The sequence below is a fragment of the Mycobacterium sp. C31M genome (assembly GCF_053345865.1).
On sequence record NZ_JBKFAX010000020.1, the window covers coordinates 43,697 to 61,437 of the forward strand.

Here is a 17,741-nt window from a genome sequence, read left to right on the forward strand (position 1 = left end):
CAACATGACTCAGATCGATCTCGTCCCGGTCAAACCGACCACCGCCATCGTCGGCGAGCCGGTGTCCAAGAAGAAATCGGCCGGCTCCGTCTGGTTCCGGCTCCTGGTCAACGATCGCGTCGCCGCCGCCGCGGCCGTCGTGTTGAGCCTGGTGATCCTGACCGCGATCTTCGGCCCGATGCTGGTCGGCGACCTGGCCACCAAGATCGACCTGGACAACTCGAATCAGCCGCCGTTCACCCTGGCCCACGGCTGGGCCAACATCCTGGGCACCGACCCGCTGGGCCGCAGCATGCTGGCCCGCCTCATCGTGGCCTGCCAGACCACCCTGTCGGTGGCCATCCCGGCGGTGGTGATCTCCGCGGTGATCGGCTCGATCATCGGGATGTGGGCCGGCTACTACCGCGGCTGGCGCGAGACCGTCGCGATGCGCGTCGCCGACGTGATCATGAGCTTCCCGTCGCTGCTGCTGGCTGTCGTCGTGCTCTACGTGTTCTCGCCCAGCGCAGCGAATATTGTTGCGGTGCTGGCCATCACCCGCATCCCGGTGTATCTGCGCACCGCCCGCGCCGAATCCGCCGAGCTGTCCAGCCGGGTGTTCGTCGACGCCGCCCGCACCTTCGGCGCCAGCGGTACCTCGATCATCACCCGGCACGTGCTGCCGATCGTGCTGCCCACCCTGCTCACCGTGGCCACCCTGGACTTCTGCTACGTGATGCTCGCCGAGAGCTCGCTGAGCTTCCTGGGTATCGGTATCCAGCCCCCGGATGTCAGCTGGGGCCTGATGGTCTCGCAGGGCCGCACCTACCTGCACACCGCCTGGTGGCTGTCCTTCCTGCCCGGCCTGGCCATCGTCATCACCACCGTCTCGGCGACCATCCTGGCCGCCTGGGCACGCATCGCGACCGATCCCGGTCAGCGGTGGCGCCTCACCGTCCCGCAGAAGCGACTGTCCCGCTTCACCAAGTCCGGAAAGGCCCTCTAAATGACTGCAGTAGCAGAACATCCGCCGGTGGACCAGGTGGACGCCGATCCCGCCCTGCGGGTCGACGGATTGACGGTCGACATCCGCACCATCAACGGCACCGTCCGGGCCGTCGACCACGTCAGCTTCGCCGCCCGCAGCGGCGAAACCCTGGCGCTGCTCGGCGAATCCGGCTGCGGCAAGTCGATGACCGCGACCGCACTGGTCGGGCTGCTGGAACCGGTGGCCCAGGTCGCCGACGGGTCGGCGCGCATCGGTGATGTCGACATCCTGGCCGTGGACCGCAAGAAGCGCCGCGAGATGGCAGGGCCCGAACTGGCCATCGTGTTCCAGGACGCGTTGACCGCACTGAACCCGCTCTACACCGTCGGCACGCAGCTGGCCGAGCCGTTCCGCATCCACCACGGCATGAAGGCCAAGGAAGCCAAGGCCAAGGCCGTCGAACTGATGGCGCGCGTGGGAATTCCGCAGCCCGAAGACCGGATGAAGGCCTACCCGCACCAGTTCTCCGGCGGTATGCGCCAGCGCCTGCTGATCGCCATGGCGGTCGCGCTGAACCCGAAGGTGCTGATCGCCGACGAACCGACCACCGCACTGGACGTGACGGTGCAGGCGCAGATCATGGCCCTGCTCAAGAGCCTGCGCGCCGAATACGACATGGCGGTCGTGCTGATCACCCACGACCTGGCCCTGGTAGCCGAGGAAGCCGACCGCGTCGCCATCATGTACGCCGGCAGCATCGTCGAAACCGGGCCGGTATCCGAGGTTTTCGGTGACCCCAAGCATCCCTACACCAAGGGCCTGCTGGATTCGGTCCCGGTCGACGCCGAACGTGGCGCCGAGCTGAAGTCCATCGGCGGCTCGCCGCCGGATCTGCATTCCATCCCGGCCGGATGCGTCTATCAGGACCGCTGCCCGCTGGTCGCCGATATCTGCCGCAGCACCCGGCCCACCCTCAGCACCACCGGCAGCCGCCGGAAGTCCGCGTGCCACTTCCCCGGGGAGGTTAACCATGCCTGAATCAACCGTGGCGGACGCCGACCGTGTGCTTTCGGTCCGCGATCTGAGCAAGTCGTTCCGGGTGTCCGGCGGGAAGCAGTTGCGCGCCCTGGACGGGATCAATCTCGAACTGGGACGCGGCGAGACGCTGGGACTGGTCGGCGAATCCGGTTGCGGTAAGTCCACCTTGGCCCGCACCCTGATGATGCTCGAGCGGCCAGACTCCGGAACCGTGAGCTTCGACGGGATCGATCCGTTCGCGCTCAAGGGCAAGGAACTGCTGACGTTCCGTCGCCGCGTGCAGATGGTGTTCCAGGATCCGTATGCGTCGCTGAACTCCCGGATGACGGCCGCCGAGATCATCGCCGAACCGTGGCGTACCCACAAGGGCCTGTACAAGACCCGCGCCGACCGCGATATGCGGGTGCGTGGCCTGCTCGACATGGTGGGGCTGGGCGCCAAGGCATTCGGCAAGTACCCGCAGGAGTTCTCCGGCGGGCAGCGCCAGCGCATCGGCATCGCCCGTGCGCTCGCACTGAATCCCGAGGTCATCATCTGCGACGAGCCGGTCTCGGCGCTGGACCTGTCGGTACAGGCCCAGGTGCTCAACCTGCTCAACGACCTGCAAGCCGAACTCAAGATCTCCTACGTGTTCATCTCGCACGACCTGTCGGTGGTGCGTCATGTGGCGGACCGGGTGGCGGTGATGTACCTGGGCCGGATCATCGAGAACGGGCCCACCGGTGCGGTTTTCGATCGCCCCGAGCACCACTACACGGCGGCGTTGATGTCGGCGGCACCCAAGCTGCACGACACCGCGCGCGGCGAGCGGATCCTGCTCAAGGGCGAGGTGCCCTCACCGCTGAACCCGCCGTCGGGATGCCGGTTCCGGACCCGGTGCGCACATGCCACCGAGATCTGTGCCCAGCAACGGCCCCCGCTGGCCATCGATCCGGTGGTCGCCGGGCATTCGGCCGAATGCCACCATCCGCTGGCGCACAAGGAATCGGCGTTGTCGCACAGCGCATGACCCTGGGCGAGCGAAGCGACGGGAAAATGTGAACAGTTTCGGGGTGCCTGGATTCGCGGTCGTGGTGACCGCGGTCCTGCTGGCATCGTGCCTGCAGGCGTCCATCGGGTTCGGGATGGGCATGCTGGCCGCGCCGGTGGTCGCGATCGTCGACCCCGGCCTGGTGCCCGGCACGCTGATCATGCTGGCCACCCTGCTGACTCTGCTGGTGGTGCTGCGTGAAGGCACCGCCATCGATCTCGGCGGCACCGGCTGGGCGCTGCTGGGCCGAGTGCCCGGCACGGTGGCCGGTGCGCTGCTGCTCGCGGCGATACCCGAACGGGCACTGGCGATCCTGATCGCGGCGGTGGTGCTGGGCGGGGTCGTGGTCACCAGCCTGGGCTGGATCCCCGAACCGCACCGGCGCAACCTGGTGCTGGCGGGCGCGACATCGGGTGTGCTCGGGACCGCCACCTCCATCGGTGGTCCGCCGATGGCACTGGTCTGGCAGCGCAGCACCGGCGCCCAACTGCGCGCCACCATGGCCGGGTTCTTCCTGGTCGGTTCGGTGATGTCGATCGCCATGCTGGCCGTCACCGGCGCCGTCGACCGGCACACCGTGCAGATGTTCGCGGTGCTGGTGCCCGCCGCGGTGCTGGGATACGTGCTGTCCCGGTACGCCAATCGCATTCTCACACCACGTCGGCAGCGTTGGACGGCCATCGGTGCCTCCACCGCCGGCGCGCTGGTACTGGTCGTCCAACAGACAGGGCTGTTATGAGCGAATCGACCGCACGCGCGGGGGTCAAATCGGCCGCTCGCACCGTCGAACTGCTGGAATACCTTGCCGCACGCCAGGACAAGCCCGCTCGGATCCGGGAGATCAGTGAGGAACTGGGCATGCCGCGCAGCAGCGCACACGCTCTGCTGCGCACGCTGATGGCCCAGGGTTGGGTGCGTATGCAGGAGACCGACACGGACGAGACCGCGGTCCGATACGGGATCGGCATCCGGGCACTGCTGGTGGGCACCAGCTATCTCGACGGCGACCCGTACCTTCCGATGATCGCGCCGTTCCTCGATGATCTGCGGACCGACTGGGACGAGACGTTCCATCTGGGCCGGCTCGACGGCACCGACATCGTCTACCTGGCCTCCAGGGAGTCCCGGCAGTACCGGCGTGCGACCAACCGGGTCGGCCGACGGTTGCCGGCCCATGCCACTGCCCTGGGCAAGGCATTGCTGGCAGAGCGGGCCGGTGTCGAACGCCGCGCGCACCTGCCGGCCGAGCTGACCGCCTTGACGCCATACACGCTCACCTCGCACGCCGAACTGGCCGAGGCGCTGGACACCGCGCGCATCCGCGGATACGCCACCGACGATCAGGAGAACACCGAGGGGGTCCGGTGTTTTGCGGTGGCGCTGCGCTACAGCCGCCCGGCCCAGGATGCGATCAGTGCCTCGGTGCCGTTGGCGCGGCTGACCGAGGAGCGGGAGAGGGGCATCGTGGCGGCCTTGTGCGCAGTCGGGGACAAGGTCAGCCGGGTGCTGCGACCTGTCGCCAATGGTGACAAGTGGTTTGCCTGATCAGGCGGTACGACCAGGTGGAGGATTCAATGTGTAGATCAATTGATGCGATAACAGTGTTGGACGTGCATCAACCGACGTTTATAGGCTGGCTGGTATGAGTTCGCTGAAGCGCACCCCGATCGTCACCGAGATGCGGGTCGTCCCCATCGCCGGACTTGACAGCATGCTGCTGAATCTCAGTGGTGCGCACGCTCCGTTCTTCACCCGAAACCTGGTGATCCTCACCGACTCCGACGGCAACACCGGTGTCGGGGAGGTGCCCGGCGGTGCGGCCATCGAGCGCACCCTGACCGAGGCGCGTTCCCTGGTCGAGGGTCGCGGCATCGGCGCCTACAACAACGTGCTGGCCGATATCCGCCGCACCTTCGCCGACCGTGATGCGGGCGGACGCGGTGCACAGACCTTCGACCTGCGTGTCACCGTGCACGCCGTCACCGCCGTCGAATCGGCCATGCTGGACCTGCTCGGGCAGCACCTCGGCGTCTCCGTCGCCGCTCTGCTGGGTGAGGGCCAACAGCGGGATCGAGTGCAGGCCTTGGGATATCTGTTCTTCGTGGGCGACCGCACCAAGACCGATCTGGCCTACCGCAGCGCCGCCGATGAGGCCGCCGATGCCGATGACTGGCTGCGGGTCCGCCATGACGAGGCGATGACCCCCGAGGGTGTGGTGCGCCTGGCCGAGGCCGCCCAGGCCCGGTACGGTTTCCAGGATTTCAAGCTCAAGGGTGGGGTGCTGCCCGCTGCCGAGGAGGCCGCCGCCGTCACCGCGTTGGCACAGCGGTTCCCCGAGGCCCGGATCACGTTGGATCCCAACGGCGGATGGCTGCTCGCCGACGCCATCGAGACCTGCCGGGGCCTGACCGACGTGCTGGCGTATGCCGAGGATCCGGTGGGTCCGGAGGGCGGATTCTCCGGCCGCGAGGTGATGTCGGAATTCAAACGCGCCACCGGACTTCCCACCGCCACCAACATGATCGCCACCGACTGGCGCGAGATGGGCCATGCCATCCGGGCCGGCGCCGTCGACATCCCGTTGGCCGATCCGCACTTCTGGACCATGAACGGGTCGGTGCGTGTCGCCCAGTTGTGTGATGCCTGGGGGCTGACGTGGGGGTCGCATTCCAACAATCATTTCGACGTGTCACTGGCCATGTTCACCCACGTCGCCGCGGCCGCGCCGGGGGACATCACCGCGATCGACACGCACTGGATATGGCAGGACGGCCAGCGAATCACCAAGGCGCCCTATCAGATCGTCGACGGATACCTCGATGTGCCGGCCGCTCCGGGACTCGGGGTGGAACTGGACGAGGACCGGGTGGCCGCCGCGCATGAGCTCTACCTCGCCGAGGGTCTGGGCGCCCGTGATGACGCCATCGCCATGCAGTACCTGATCCCTGGCTGGACCTTCGACAGCAAGCGACCCTGCCTGCAACGCGCATGAAGGTACACGTCGCAGACCGCAATCTGGTGCCGCACCGCACACATTTCGAGTCCGCGCTGCCACCGGGCGTGCATGTGGTCTGGGCCGGTCCGGGTGGGACCGTCGAGCAGCTGCGGGATGCGGCCGTCCACGTCGGGGGCCGATTCACTCCCGAGATGGCGGCGGTGGCCGAGAAATTACAGCTGGTGCATGTCGCGGGCGCCGGAACCGACCGGGTGGCCTTCGACTCTTTGGGGCCTGATGTACTGGTCGCCAACACCTTTCATCATGAACGTTCCATCGCCGAGTACGTGCTGGCCACAGCGATCATGTTGCGGCGGCGCTTTCTGACCCAGGACCGTGCGCTGCGCCGCGATGTGTGGGCCAGCGCGGTCTACGATGACACCATCGCCCAGCCGCCCACCCTGCACGGGGCGCAGATCGGCTTCGTCGGCTTCGGGCATATCGGTCAACAATCGTGGAACCTGTTGCGCGCACTGGGATGTCGCGGAGCCGCGGTCACCGGCTCCGGCCGGGTCGACGATGGGCACGGGTTGGACTGGGCCGGTGACGTGTCCCGACTCGACGAGCTGGCCGCAGCCTCGGACGTGCTCGTGGTGTCGGCACCGCTGACCCCGGCCACCACCGGGATGATCGGCCGGAATCAGTTGAGCCTGCTGGGCCCGGACGGGGTGCTGATCAACGTCGGGCGCGGCCCGCTGGTCGACCAGAACGCCCTCTACGACGCGCTGCTGACGGGGCGACTCGGGGCCGCGGCGATCGACGTCTGGTACCGCTACCCGGAGGCGACGGGCCGCGGTGCCACCGCGGCGCCGGCCGACCTGCCGTTCCACGAGCTGCCGAATCTGCTGATGACGCCGCATTCCTCGGGTATCACCACCGACACCTTCGCAGGCCGGGTCGACGATATCGCGGCCAATATCGGGCGGTTGGTGCGCGGTGAACCGCTGCATAACGTGGTGCGGCCCTAGATACGCAGATCGTAGGGAAACACCCGATCCGATTTCGGCGCGCGGACCCTAGCGTCCAAGCACCATGACCATCAAATTTGCGGTGACCGTGGCTGCGCCCATCGTGACGTTGGCCGCCTCGGCCCTGGGTGCCGGCATCGCCCCGGTAGCAGCTCAGCCGTACGGGCCCGACACCTGTATTTCGGGGTTCATCTGGCGTGACGCCTGCCGAACGCGAACCCGACGGGCCAGGCTCCGTCGGACCTGTATTCAGCGGAGGCGGGACGAGTGACTCGACGTCACGCGGTTCCGAGCGCGTCGTAGATGAGCCGGAAGTACCGGTCGGTGCGTGCCGACCCTTCGATGCCCGGGCCCATCTTGTTCATCACATAGGCGACGGTGGTGCGTGACTCGGGGTTCATCGACTCCCAGGACCCACCCCAGCCGCCCCAGAAGCAGATCTTGCCGTCGGGGATGTAGCCGATGGCCGGGCTGGGCAGGCCGAAGCCCAGCCCCATCCGGATCTGGTGGTCTGCGAGCACCAGATCGGGGCCCTCGATCTGGGTGTCGAAGACGCTCTCGACGGTCGCCGGGGACAGCAGCCTCACCCCGTCGACCGTGCCGCCCAACGAGATTGCCGAAAGGAGCTTGGCCAGCGCGCGGGCGTTGGAGTGCCCGTTGGCCGCGCCGATATCGGCGGCGCGCCAACCCGGTGTGTTGGCGATCAGCGGGTCGGGGGCAGGCCCGGTGAACGTCTTGAGCATCTGCTCGGTCCACTGGTCCATCGGCGGTATGCCCTCGAAAGGATCTGCCGGAGCGATGATCTCGGCGATCCGATCCTCATCCGCGGGCCGTGCGCCGATCTGGAAATCCGCCCCGAGCGGGCCGGCGATCTCCTCGGCCACAAACTGTTTGAGCGTGGTGCCGGTCAGCCGGCGCACCACCTCACCGATCAGGTGCCCGTGGGTCAACGCCTGGTAGCCGGTGGCCGAACCCGGTTCCCACCACGGTGCCTGCGCCGCCAACATGGCCGTCGACCGATCCCAGTCCAGAATGTCCTCCGGTGTCACCGGCTGCTCCCAGCCGGACAGCCCGCTGGAATGGGTGAGCAGATGCCGGAACTCGATGCGCTCCTTACCCGCGGCGGCGAACTCGGGCCAGACCTGTGCCACCGGGGTATCGGGGGTGATCAGGCCGCGGTCGATCAGCATCAGTGCGGCCAGCGCGGTGACGTTCTTGGTCGAGGACCATACGTTGACGATGGTGTCCGCGGTCCACGGTCTGGTCCCGGCGGCGTCGGCATACCCGCCCCAGATGTCGACGACCAGTTTCCCGTCGATATCGATGGCGATGGCGGCGCCGCATTCCTCGCCGTCGTCAACGGCCCGGCCGAGCGCGTCGGCCACCTGATCGAACCGGGAGTCGCAGAATCCGTCAACGGTCATGCCGGTCATCATGAACGATGACCGGCCCCCGCAACTACCAGTTGTGGAAGCCGCCCTCGGGGCCCAACATCCGCTCCAGCCTGCTGCGCCCGATCTTGGCGAGCTCGTTGCGCAGGACCTTGCGTTCCATATCGGCATCGTGGTGCATCCGGTCACCCACCGCGGCCAGCACCTCGTTGGCGCAGTGACCGTCGACGAACATCACGAACGCAAATCCGTATTTGTCGGCATAGCTGTGCGAGGCCGTACCCAGCTCGGCCATCAGCTCGGGGTCGTCATCCCACACCGAGCAGTGCTCGGCCTGCGACTTCGCGCTGCGCGGGCGCCGTCCGATATCTGGGCAGGCGTCCAGGATCTGGTCGACATCGGCCTCCGACAGCGCGAACAGCAGCGCATCGAGACGCCGGAACAGGGTGTCGTGGTCGTCGTACTCGCGCCCACGGGCCAGCTCACGGGCCAGCGTGTAGCTGTTGGTGCACTCGTAGAGCGCGTGCACGGCCTTGCGTTCCGGCCAGGCATTGAAGACCTCGAGGCCGACTCCCTGATGCATCAACACCCGTCCAGGATGGAAGGGTCAGGACACACCCGGGTTACCGCTTGTTACGGCGGTGCTAAATCACCGCGGGGTTCAGTGACCTTCGATCGGCGAGCCGATCAGTGCCCTTCGGCCTTGAACCGCTCGATCGAACGCTGCAGCTCGGCCTCGGCCTCTTCGCGGCCTGCCCAGTCGGCGGCCTTCACGAACTTGCCCGGCTCCAGGTCCTTGTAGTGCACGAAGAAGTGCTTGATGGCCTCGAGCTCGAACGGCGGGACGTCGGCGAGATCCTGGATGTGGTCCCAGCGCGGGTCGCCGGCGGGCACACACAGCAGCTTGTCGTCACCGCCGGCCTCATCGGTCATCTTGAACATCGCGACCGGACGGGCCTCGACGATGCAGCCGGGGAACACCGACTCGGGCAGCAGTACCAGCGCGTCCAGCGGATCGCCATCCTCGCCCAGGGTGTTCTCGAAGAAGCCGTAGTCGGCGGGGTAGCCGAAGGAGGTGTAGAGGTAGCGGTCCAGCTTGACCCGGCCGGTCTCATGGTCCACTTCGTACTTGTTGCGGGACCCCTTGGGGATCTCGATGACGACGTCGAACGACACCGGCGTAGCTCCTTCGTCTGGCTTGGCGTGGCGGGGTCCAACCTATCCGAGCGATACGCTGCACGTTATGCGGCCCGGTCGATGGCGCCGATCCACCCACCTGGTGATCGGTCTGGTGGTTCTGGTTCTCGTCGCCGCCGTGGTCGGTGTCGCGGCGGTGGTGACGTCCTCGCGCACCGCTGCCCGCAACGCGCTGCCTGCGCAGCCCGCCGCGGCGACCGCGGCCCCCGCCGTGCACCCGTTGGGTGACGCGACCACCGAACCGACCGTCAAGGGCCTGGCCGCCACCCTGGCCACCGCCCTGGCCGATCCCAATCTTGGCGCGCTGACCGGCCGTGTCACCGATGCGGTGACCGGCGAGGAACTGTGGTCCCAAGGCGTGAACATTCCCATGCAGCCGGCGTCGACCAACAAGACGCTGACCACCGCTGCCGCCCTGCTGACGCTGGACCGCGATGCGCGGCTCACCACCACGGTGCACACCGGCGACCGGCCGGGGATCGTGGTGCTGCGCGGCGGCGGCGACCCCACCCTGTCGGCCTTTCCGGCCGGCAAAACCACCTGGTACAAGGGTGCGGCGCGGATCAGCGACCTGGCCGAGCAAGTGGAGAAGTCCGGGGTGCGGGTCACCGGCGTGCAGGTCGATCTGAGCGCCTACAGCGGGCCGACGATGGCGGTGGGCTGGGATCCGCTGGACATCGACGGCGGCGATATCGCGCCGATGGAGTCGGTGATGCTCGACGGCGGCCGCACCCAGCCGGTCTCCTACGACTCGCGCCGCTCCCGGACCCCGGCCCTGGACGCCGGCCGCGCGCTGGCGGTGGCACTGGGTGTCGACCCGGCCGCGGTGACCATCAACAACGGCTCTGCGCAGGATGCCGAGGAGATTGCGTCGGTGCAGTCCCCGCCGCTGATCGAGCGGCTGCGCCAGATGATGTACGAGTCGGACAATGTGATGGCCGAATCCATCGGTCGTGAGGTGGCCGCCGCATTGAACCGCCCGCAGAGCTTCGACGGGGCCGCCCAGGCCGTGTTGAGCCAGCTGCGCGGTGCCAACATCGACACCACCGGCGCCAAACTGCTTGATTCCAGTGGGCTTTCGGTGGACAACCGGCTGACCGCGCTTACCCTGGACGAGGTGGTAGCCGTCGCCGTCGGAGATGATCAGCCCAAGTTGCGGCCGCTGGTCGACCTGCTGCCCATCGCCGGCGGCAGCGGCACGCTGTCCAATCGCTACCTGGACACCGAGGAGGGTCGGGCCTCGGCCGGCTGGTTGCGCGCCAAGACCGGATCGTTGACGGGGACCAACACCCTGGCCGGCATCGTCACCGATTCCAGCGGGCGCGTGCTGACCTTCGCCTTCCTGTCCAACAATGCCGGGCCCACCGGCCGGACCTCGCTGGACGCGCTGGCCGCCAAGCTGCGGTCCTGTGGGTGTGGCGGATGAGCGCCGGATCCGGCGGGCTGGGGGCACCTCCCGCTTGCGGGGGAGAGCGCAGCGACCGGGGAATCGGATCCGTGGGTGCGTCTGTCGACTGGGCGGTGGCCGCGAACATCGGCGTGAAACTGTCCCGGCCGGGACCGGCCACCACCGAGTACACCCGTGACCAGGCCATCGCCCAGCTCGCCGAATCGGCCCGCACCGCCGAGCTGCCGGTCCGTGAGGTCACCCATCTCAACGAGGGCGCCGAGGTCCCCGAATCCCGGGTGGTCGACCGCCCGCAATGGGTGCAAGCGGCCACTGAGTCGATGCGGGTGATGACCGGCGGCACCGACGACGGCAAGCACGGTCTGGCCGGTGCGGTGACCGCGAAGGTGACCGGCGCGCAGACCGGCGCGGTGCTGGCCTTCATCTCCGGAGGCATCCTGGGTCAGTACGACCCGTTCAGTAATGGCGGTGAGCTGTTGCTGGTCTACCCGAACGTGATCGCGGTGGAGCGTCAGCTGCGGGTCAACCCGGCCGATTTCCGGCTGTGGGTGTGCCTGCACGAGGTCACCCATCGGGTGCAGTTCCGGGCCAATCCCTGGCTGGCCGAACACATGTCGTCATCGTTGGAGACGCTGACCGGTGACACCGGCGAACAGGTCGGCGAGATCGTCGGACGACTCAGCGCGTTCGTGCGCAACCAGCGCAGCGGCCGGCCAGACGGGCCGAATTCGGCCGGTGTGGTGGGCCTGTTGCGTGCCGTGCAGGCCGAACCACAGCGTCAGGCGCTGGACCGTCTGTTGGTGCTGGGCACTCTGCTGGAGGGGCACGCCGAACATGTGATGGACGCCGTCGGCCCCGCCGTGGTGCCGTCGGTGGCCACCATCCGGCGCCGGTTCGACGAACGCCGACAACGCAAACAGCCGCCGCTGCAACGGATCATCCGCACGCTGCTGGGATTCGACGCCAAGCTCAATCAGTACACCCGCGGCAAGGTGTTCGTCGACGAGGTGGTGTCCCGGGTCGGCATGGACCGCTTCAACGCCATCTGGACCGACGCCGACACCCTGCCGCGTCCCGAGGAGATCGAAGAGCCCCAGCGATGGATCGATCGGGTCCTGTAGCGCAGTTGCGTTCCGCGGTAGGGTCTTTCGCCGACGCGCAGCTACCCGGTGACAGCCCCTGGTGTGTGGCGTTGTCCGGAGGGGCGGATTCGTTGGCGCTCACCGCTGTGGCCGCCGCGCTTCGATCCACTACGGCCCTGATCGTCGATCACGGGCTGCAGGACGAGTCGGCTGCGGTGGCCGAGGCGGCGCGTGCCCAGGCGATGGCGCTGGGATGTGTTGACGCACAGGTTGTTCGGGTTCAGGTGGGGGAAGTCGGTGGGCCGGAGGCGGCCGCCCGCGCCGCCCGGTATGCCGCGTTGCAGTCTGCGCGGGCCGGCGCGCCGGTGCTGTTGGCGCACACTCTCGATGATCAGGCCGAGACCGTGCTGCTGGGTTTGGGTCGCGGGTCGGGTCCGCGCTCGATCGCGGGGATGCGGGCCTACGACGATCCGTGGGGCCGGCCGCTGCTGGGCATCCGGCGGACCACCACGGTGGCGGCCTGCGCGGCGCTCGGGCTGACACCCTGGCAGGACCCGCACAACATCGATCCGAGGTTCACCCGGGTCCGGTTGCGCACCGAGGTGCTGCCGCTGCTGGAGGAGGTTCTGGGCGGCGGCGTGGCCGAGGCCCTGGCCCGGACCGCGGACGCGCTGCGCGAGGACACCGATGCGCTCGACGCGGCCGCCGGGTCGCTTGTCCCCGCCGACGGCACCCTGTCCACCGCTGCGCTGGCCGCGCTGCCGACCGCGCTGCGACGCCGGGTGATCCGAGACTGGCTGCACATCGGCGGGGCCAACGATCTGAACAACGGTCAGATCCGGTCGGTCGACGCGCTGATCACCGATTGGCGCGGTCAGGGTGGTGTCGCGGTGCCCAGTCGGCTGACCCGGGAACGGCTGTTCGCGGCCCGCCGCGACGGCATGCTGGTGCTCTACCGCGAACCGGTCCGATGATGCCCGCTACGCTGTGGGCGTGACTGCGGAGCTGTATCCGGGCGATATCAAATCGGTGTTGCTGTCCGAGGACGAGATCAGGGCCAAGACGGCCGAACTGGCCGGCCTGATCGCCGCCGACTACCAGGCGGGGGATCAGGACCTGCTGCTGATCACCGTGCTCAAGGGTGCGGTCATGTTCGTCACCGATCTGGCGCGCGCCATCCCGGTGCCCACCCAGCTGGAGTTCATGGCGGTCAGCTCATATGGATCCTCGACATCCTCGTCCGGCGTGGTCCGCATCCTCAAGGACCTCGACCGCGATATCAACGACCGGGATGTGCTGATCGTCGAGGACATCATCGATTCCGGCCTGACGCTGTCCTGGCTGCTGCGCAACCTGGCGACCCGTAACCCGCGGTCGCTGCGGGTATGCACGCTGCTGCGTAAGCCGGATGCGGTGCGCGCCGATGTCGACGTCACCTACGTCGGTTTCGACATCCCCAACGAGTTCGTCGTCGGTTACGGGCTGGACTATGCCGAGCGGTACCGCGACCTGCCCTACATCGGGACGCTGGAGCCGAAGGTGTACGAGAGCCCGTAGCCGACTGCCGTATCTCTGTCGAGACCCGCGTAATCGGGGTCGGCGTCGGGGCGGTGACCCCGGGTACGCGGATCTCGCGGCCCTTTAGACCAGTTCCCACACCGCCGTCACGGTGAACCCGACGGTCTGCTCGCCGGGTGCCAGGGGGACAGCCTCGGCCATCGCCCCGCGCGGCATCGGCATCGGCGGAGGCGGCGGGGTCGCCCCACCGGTCTCGGAGATCGACACCACATCGCCGAGGTCCAGCCCGGACAGCTCGGCGTACTGCTCGGCGCGATCCTTGGCGTCCTCGAAGGCACGGGCGCGTGCATCGCGCACCAGCTGTGAGTCGTCGGCGATCGAGTAGCTCACCGAGTTGATCCGGGTGGCGTCGCCGCCGGTGTCGACGATCAAGGCCAGGAACTCCGAGGCGCGACCGGCGTCGCGGATCTTCACGTCGACACCATTGCTGGCCCGGTAGGAGTCGATGCGGGTGCCGTCGGAGTTGTACTGCGGCTGCAACGACACCTGCGTGGTGCTGATATCTCGCTCCTCGATACCCGCACCGGTCAACGCGTCGATCACCGCGCGCTGCCGGTCGCTGGTCTGGTTCAGTGCACCGCTGACGTCCGGGGCGATCGCCTCCATGGCCGCCGACACGGTCAGCGTGTCCGGGGTGCCCTGCACCTCGCCGGAGCCGACCACGGTGACCTGGCGGCCGACCGCGGCGGCGGGGTCGCCGGTCGGGGCAGGGCCGGACGTCGCATCACAGCCGGTCACCCCGACGACGAGGGCCGCGGCACCCACGGCGAGGCTGAGACGGACCGGCAATCGTTGCGCGAGGGTCATGTTCGCACCCTAGCGTGTGGCGCCGCGATCACGGGGTGACCACGATCTTGCAATGCGCGTCGGGGTCGGCCAGCTCGTCGAACGCCCCGGCGACCCCGTCGAGCCCGACGGCACCGGTGATCATCGGTGCGACGTCGATATCGCCCTCGGCGATGGCGCGCAGCGATTCGGCGAATTCGGCTGGGTCGTAACCGAACACAAAATGCAGGCTGAGCTGCTTGGCGCTGGCGAAGAACGGATGCACGGTATCGGGTTGCATGCACACCCCGGCGACCACCACCCGTGCTCCCGCGGGGGCGCGGCGCAGTACATCGTCGAGGATGCCGGGTGCGCCGACCGCCTCGAACACCACCGCCGGTGCGCTCTGGTGGAATGGTGAACCCTGCGCCGGGTCGGCCGTCACATGTGCGCCCACCTGCGCGGCGAGGCTGCGTCGTACCGATGAGAAGTCCGATGCCACAATCGTTTCCACGCCGCGGTAGCGCAGCGCGGCGATGATGGCGATGCCGATCGGACCGCAGCCGATGACCAGCGCGGTCTCGCCGCGCTCGATCTTGGACACGTTGACCGCACGCAGGCCGACGGCCATCGGCTCGGTCAGGGCCGCGTGTCGCGGGTCCAGCCCGTTGGGCACCGGCAGCAGCAGCGGCGCCGACAGCAACATCCGCTCGGCGTAGCCGCCGACCGTCGTGTTGCTGTAGACGATCATCTCCAGACCGGTCGGTGCCACCAACACCGGCACCGAGGTGACGATGGTGCCCGGCGCGGGGGCGTCGGTACCGGGTCCAGCCTCCAGGACCTCGGCGCTGAACTCGTGCCCCATGTAGATATCTGCGCCCAGGTCGATGCCCGACAGGGTGTCCGGCATGCCCTCCATCTCGGCACCGGCAGCCAGCATCTCGTCACCGTGCGCGGCGAAATGCAGGTCGGAGCCACAGATTCCGCAGGCCTTGACCGCCACCAACACCTGGCCGGGACCGGGAACCGGCTCGGGCACATCGTCGCGGACCACCATCCGGCGGTCGCGTAGTACGGCGGCCCGCATCAGCTCTTGACCTCCGAGGAACCTTCGGCGGCAGCCTCGGTGATGGCGTTCACGATGGCCTGTCCGGCCCGGCCGAGCAGCTGATCGCGCTTGCCCTTGGCCCAGTCATGGGAGGCCCGCGGCGCGGTCAGCTGACCCTTGAAATGCGGGATCACCTCGCGGGCGAACAACTCGTAGGAGTGATACGTCGCCGCCGGGGAGGCCCAGTCGTGGCCCAACATCAGGAACGTGCCGAAACCGTCGGAACGGTCCAGCAGATCCTGGATGTAGGCGATCGCGTCCTCGGTGGTACCGATACAGCAATTGCCCTTGGCGGCATAGTCTTCGACGAACGCGTTCGCGTCGGGTGCGGATCCGTCGGTGGCGTTGGACAGCGGGACGAAACCGGCCGCACCGAAGTAGTTGGCGAAATCCTGCAGACCGTAGGTGCAGTCCTCGATGGCCTGCTCGCGGGTATCGGCGACGTGCACGATGCCCAGCACCCGCCAGTCCTTGCGGTCAGGCACGTCGCGGCCGGACTTGGCGGCCTGCTCGGTGACGATATCCCAGGTGTTCTCAACCGCAGCGGCACCGCCGGGCACCGACATCGACAGCGACAACAACGAGGTGCCGAGCTGGCCGGCCAGCCGCGGACCGGACGGGGAAATCATTGCCGCCGTGGATATCTCCGGATACGGCCAGGTGTAGGGGCGGATGTGCAGGGCGGCGTCGCGCAGGGTGAACCAGTCGGTCTGCCGGTCGATGCGCTCGTCGGGTGCGGCCCGGAACAGTGCCAGGACGGCCTCCAGTGACTCCTGCATCATCCGGCGCTGATCCACCGGGTCGATCCCCATCATGTAGGCGTCCGACGGCAGCGCGCCCGGGCCGGTCCCGAACATCACCCGGCCCCTGGTCAGGTGGTCCAGCAGCACCCACCTGTCGGCCACCATCAGCGGATGGTGATAGGGCAGCGACACCACCCCGGTGCCCAGTCGGATGTGCCGGGTCCGCTCGGCCGCCGCGGCGATGAACACCTCCGGGCAGGCGATCAATTCGTAACCGCCGGAATGGTGTTCGCCGAACCAGGCCTCGTCGTAGCCGAGCCGGTCCAGCTCCTCGACCCGGTCCATATCGTATTGCAGTGCCAGGGTGGGGGATTGGCCCGTCGGGTGAAACGGCGTGATGAAGACCCCGAAGTCGAGCGGTCGAGTCATTGCAGGCCCGCCAGGAATTCCAGCAGCACCGCGTTGACCTCATCGGGCCGCTCCTGCTGCAACCAGTGGCCGGCCCCGTCGAGCAGTACCTCGCGGTAGTCGCCGGTCGCCACCGTGCGGACATGGTCGCGCGGGGTGAAACTCAGCACCGGGTCGGCACTGCCGGCCAGGAACAGCACGGGCGCGGTGATGGTATCGGTGACGATCCGGCCGGCCGACGGGTCGGTGAGCTCCCAGTTGCGGTCGAAGTTGCGATACCAGTTCAGCGGGCCGGTGAACCCGGAGGCCTCGAAGGCGCGGACATACTCGTCGAACTCGGCCGCGCTGATCCAGTCCGGCAGCGCGGGCAGTGGGTTGTCGGCCATCTCGTCGACCGGCCCGGTGAATCCGTCGAGCGCGACCATCCGACGCAGTGAGGCCCGCTGATCGGCGTTCAGCGCCGCATCGGCCACCCCGGGCTCCTGGAAGTACAGGATGTAGAAGAAATTGTCGCCGAAGATGCCCCGCCAGATCGACGTCGGCGGTGCCGAGGCCCGCGGGATCGGCGGCACGCTCAGCGCGGCCACGCCGGCCACCCGGTCCGGAAAGAACAGCGGGAAATTGGTGACCACCGGCGAACCCCAGTCGTGGCCGATCAGCACCGCACGTTGCGCGCCCACATCGTCGAGCAGGCCCGCGATATCGGCGGTCAACTCGATGATGTTGTAGTCCTCGATGGCACCGGGCTTCGAGGAACCGCCATATCCGCGCTGGTCGGGGGCCAGGACGTGGTATCCGGCCGCGGCGAGGGCGGGGATCTGATGCCGCCACGAGTAGGCGAGTTCGGGGAAGCCGTGCGCCAGCACCACCACCGGGTTGCCGCGCTCACCCGCCTCCGTCACTCGCAACGTCGCGCCATTGGTATCGACTAACCGTTCGGTTGGTGTGAGCACGGTCTCACCCAAGCACACCGCACGCGCTGTGACCATCGTCGGAGAACATCCCGGGCGGGGAACTTCCGATCGTTGGGTTAGCGGTAGCCTTTAGTTTCCCAACTGCGCAT

General features: G+C 68.1%; 18 protein-coding genes. 11 read left to right on the forward strand and 7 right to left on the reverse strand.

Going from position 1 to position 17,741, the window contains the following annotated elements; translation table 11 throughout:
- Positions 1 to 4: 4 nt before the first annotated feature.
- The 7 genes from ACLBYA_RS25900 (at position 5) to ACLBYA_RS25930 (ending at position 6,998) form a co-directional block, all read left to right on the forward strand.
- The gene (locus tag ACLBYA_RS25900) at positions 5 to 985 is read left to right on the forward strand and encodes an ABC transporter permease (protein ID WP_447712328.1); all 981 of its coding nucleotides are present in this window, start codon (positions 5 to 7) and stop codon (positions 983 to 985) included.
- Complete coding sequence (locus ACLBYA_RS25905) at positions 986 to 2,005, forward strand: ABC transporter ATP-binding protein (RefSeq protein ID WP_447712329.1); 1,020 nt, start codon at positions 986 to 988, stop codon at positions 2,003 to 2,005.
- Positions 1,998 to 3,014 (forward strand): ABC transporter ATP-binding protein, encoded by a 1,017-nt coding sequence (locus ACLBYA_RS25910; protein WP_447712330.1) that lies wholly within the window; start codon positions 1,998 to 2,000, stop codon positions 3,012 to 3,014. The genes ACLBYA_RS25905 and ACLBYA_RS25910 overlap by 8 nt, the downstream gene beginning before the upstream one ends.
- A gap of 43 nt (positions 3,015 to 3,057) precedes the next feature.
- On the forward strand, positions 3,058 to 3,774 hold the full coding sequence (locus tag ACLBYA_RS25915) for a sulfite exporter TauE/SafE family protein (protein WP_447712331.1): 717 nt from the start codon (positions 3,058 to 3,060) through the stop codon (positions 3,772 to 3,774).
- Positions 3,771 to 4,580 (forward strand): IclR family transcriptional regulator, encoded by an 810-nt coding sequence (locus ACLBYA_RS25920; RefSeq protein ID WP_447712332.1) that lies wholly within the window; start codon positions 3,771 to 3,773, stop codon positions 4,578 to 4,580. The genes ACLBYA_RS25915 and ACLBYA_RS25920 overlap by 4 nt, the downstream gene beginning before the upstream one ends.
- A gap of 97 nt (positions 4,581 to 4,677) precedes the next feature.
- Positions 4,678 to 6,027 (forward strand): glucarate dehydratase, encoded by a 1,350-nt coding sequence (gene gudD, locus ACLBYA_RS25925; RefSeq protein ID WP_447712333.1) that lies wholly within the window; start codon positions 4,678 to 4,680, stop codon positions 6,025 to 6,027.
- Positions 6,024 to 6,998, forward strand: a complete 975-nt coding sequence (locus ACLBYA_RS25930; protein WP_447712334.1) for a 2-hydroxyacid dehydrogenase — start codon at positions 6,024 to 6,026, stop codon at positions 6,996 to 6,998. The genes gudD and ACLBYA_RS25930 overlap by 4 nt, the downstream gene beginning before the upstream one ends.
- A gap of 278 nt (positions 6,999 to 7,276) precedes the next feature.
- On the opposite strand, the gene ACLBYA_RS25935 is transcribed toward ACLBYA_RS25930, so the two are convergent.
- The 3 genes from ACLBYA_RS25935 to ACLBYA_RS25945 all read right to left on the reverse strand — a co-directional run bounded on the left by ACLBYA_RS25935 (position 7,277) and on the right by ACLBYA_RS25945 (position 9,565).
- Positions 7,277 to 8,422, reverse strand: a complete 1,146-nt coding sequence (locus ACLBYA_RS25935) for a serine hydrolase domain-containing protein (protein ID WP_447712335.1) — start codon at positions 8,420 to 8,422, stop codon at positions 7,277 to 7,279.
- A 34-nt stretch (positions 8,423 to 8,456) separates the two neighbouring features.
- Positions 8,457 to 8,972 (reverse strand): 2-oxo-4-hydroxy-4-carboxy-5-ureidoimidazoline decarboxylase, encoded by a 516-nt coding sequence (locus ACLBYA_RS25940; RefSeq protein ID WP_447712408.1) that lies wholly within the window; start codon positions 8,970 to 8,972, stop codon positions 8,457 to 8,459.
- A gap of 104 nt (positions 8,973 to 9,076) precedes the next feature.
- Positions 9,077 to 9,565, reverse strand: a complete 489-nt coding sequence (locus ACLBYA_RS25945) for an inorganic diphosphatase (RefSeq protein WP_447712336.1) — start codon at positions 9,563 to 9,565, stop codon at positions 9,077 to 9,079.
- 67 nt (positions 9,566 to 9,632) lie between these two features.
- Here ACLBYA_RS25945 and dacB point away from each other — a divergent pair, with 67 nt between their 5' ends.
- From dacB to hpt, 4 genes are all read left to right on the forward strand, one after another.
- Positions 9,633 to 11,012, forward strand: coding sequence for a D-alanyl-D-alanine carboxypeptidase/D-alanyl-D-alanine endopeptidase (gene dacB / locus ACLBYA_RS25950; protein WP_447712337.1), 1,380 nt, complete (start codon positions 9,633 to 9,635; stop codon positions 11,010 to 11,012).
- Between the two features lie 71 nt (positions 11,013 to 11,083).
- Positions 11,084 to 12,115 carry a zinc-dependent metalloprotease gene (locus tag ACLBYA_RS25955; RefSeq protein WP_447712338.1) on the forward strand — a complete coding sequence of 344 codons (1,032 nt, stop codon included), beginning with the start codon at positions 11,084 to 11,086 and terminating at the stop codon, positions 12,113 to 12,115.
- Positions 12,094 to 13,050 carry a tRNA lysidine(34) synthetase TilS gene (gene tilS / locus ACLBYA_RS25960; protein ID WP_447712339.1) on the forward strand — a complete coding sequence of 319 codons (957 nt, stop codon included), beginning with the start codon at positions 12,094 to 12,096 and terminating at the stop codon, positions 13,048 to 13,050. The genes ACLBYA_RS25955 and tilS overlap by 22 nt, the downstream gene beginning before the upstream one ends.
- 13 nt (positions 13,051 to 13,063) lie before the next feature.
- A complete protein-coding gene (gene hpt / locus ACLBYA_RS25965; protein ID WP_447712340.1) occupies positions 13,064 to 13,633 on the forward strand; it encodes a hypoxanthine phosphoribosyltransferase in 570 nt (189 codons plus the stop codon).
- A gap of 84 nt (positions 13,634 to 13,717) precedes the next feature.
- Here the strand turns inward: hpt and ACLBYA_RS25970 are convergent, their stop codons facing one another.
- Genes ACLBYA_RS25970 through ACLBYA_RS25985 form a run of 4 tightly spaced genes read right to left on the reverse strand, consistent with a single transcriptional unit; the run spans position 13,718 to position 17,631 of the window.
- Positions 13,718 to 14,461, reverse strand: coding sequence for an SIMPL domain-containing protein (locus tag ACLBYA_RS25970; protein ID WP_447712341.1), 744 nt, complete (start codon positions 14,459 to 14,461; stop codon positions 13,718 to 13,720).
- Between the two features lie 28 nt (positions 14,462 to 14,489).
- Positions 14,490 to 15,506, reverse strand: coding sequence for a zinc-binding dehydrogenase (locus tag ACLBYA_RS25975; protein WP_447712342.1), 1,017 nt, complete (start codon positions 15,504 to 15,506; stop codon positions 14,490 to 14,492).
- Positions 15,506 to 16,699 carry an LLM class flavin-dependent oxidoreductase gene (locus tag ACLBYA_RS25980; protein ID WP_447712343.1) on the reverse strand — a complete coding sequence of 398 codons (1,194 nt, stop codon included), beginning with the start codon at positions 16,697 to 16,699 and terminating at the stop codon, positions 15,506 to 15,508. Before ACLBYA_RS25980 ends, ACLBYA_RS25975 begins: the two co-directional genes overlap by 1 nt.
- Positions 16,696 to 17,631 carry an alpha/beta fold hydrolase gene (locus ACLBYA_RS25985; RefSeq protein WP_447712344.1) on the reverse strand — a complete coding sequence of 312 codons (936 nt, stop codon included), beginning with the start codon at positions 17,629 to 17,631 and terminating at the stop codon, positions 16,696 to 16,698. Before ACLBYA_RS25985 ends, ACLBYA_RS25980 begins: the two co-directional genes overlap by 4 nt.
- Positions 17,632 to 17,741 lie beyond the last annotated feature (110 nt).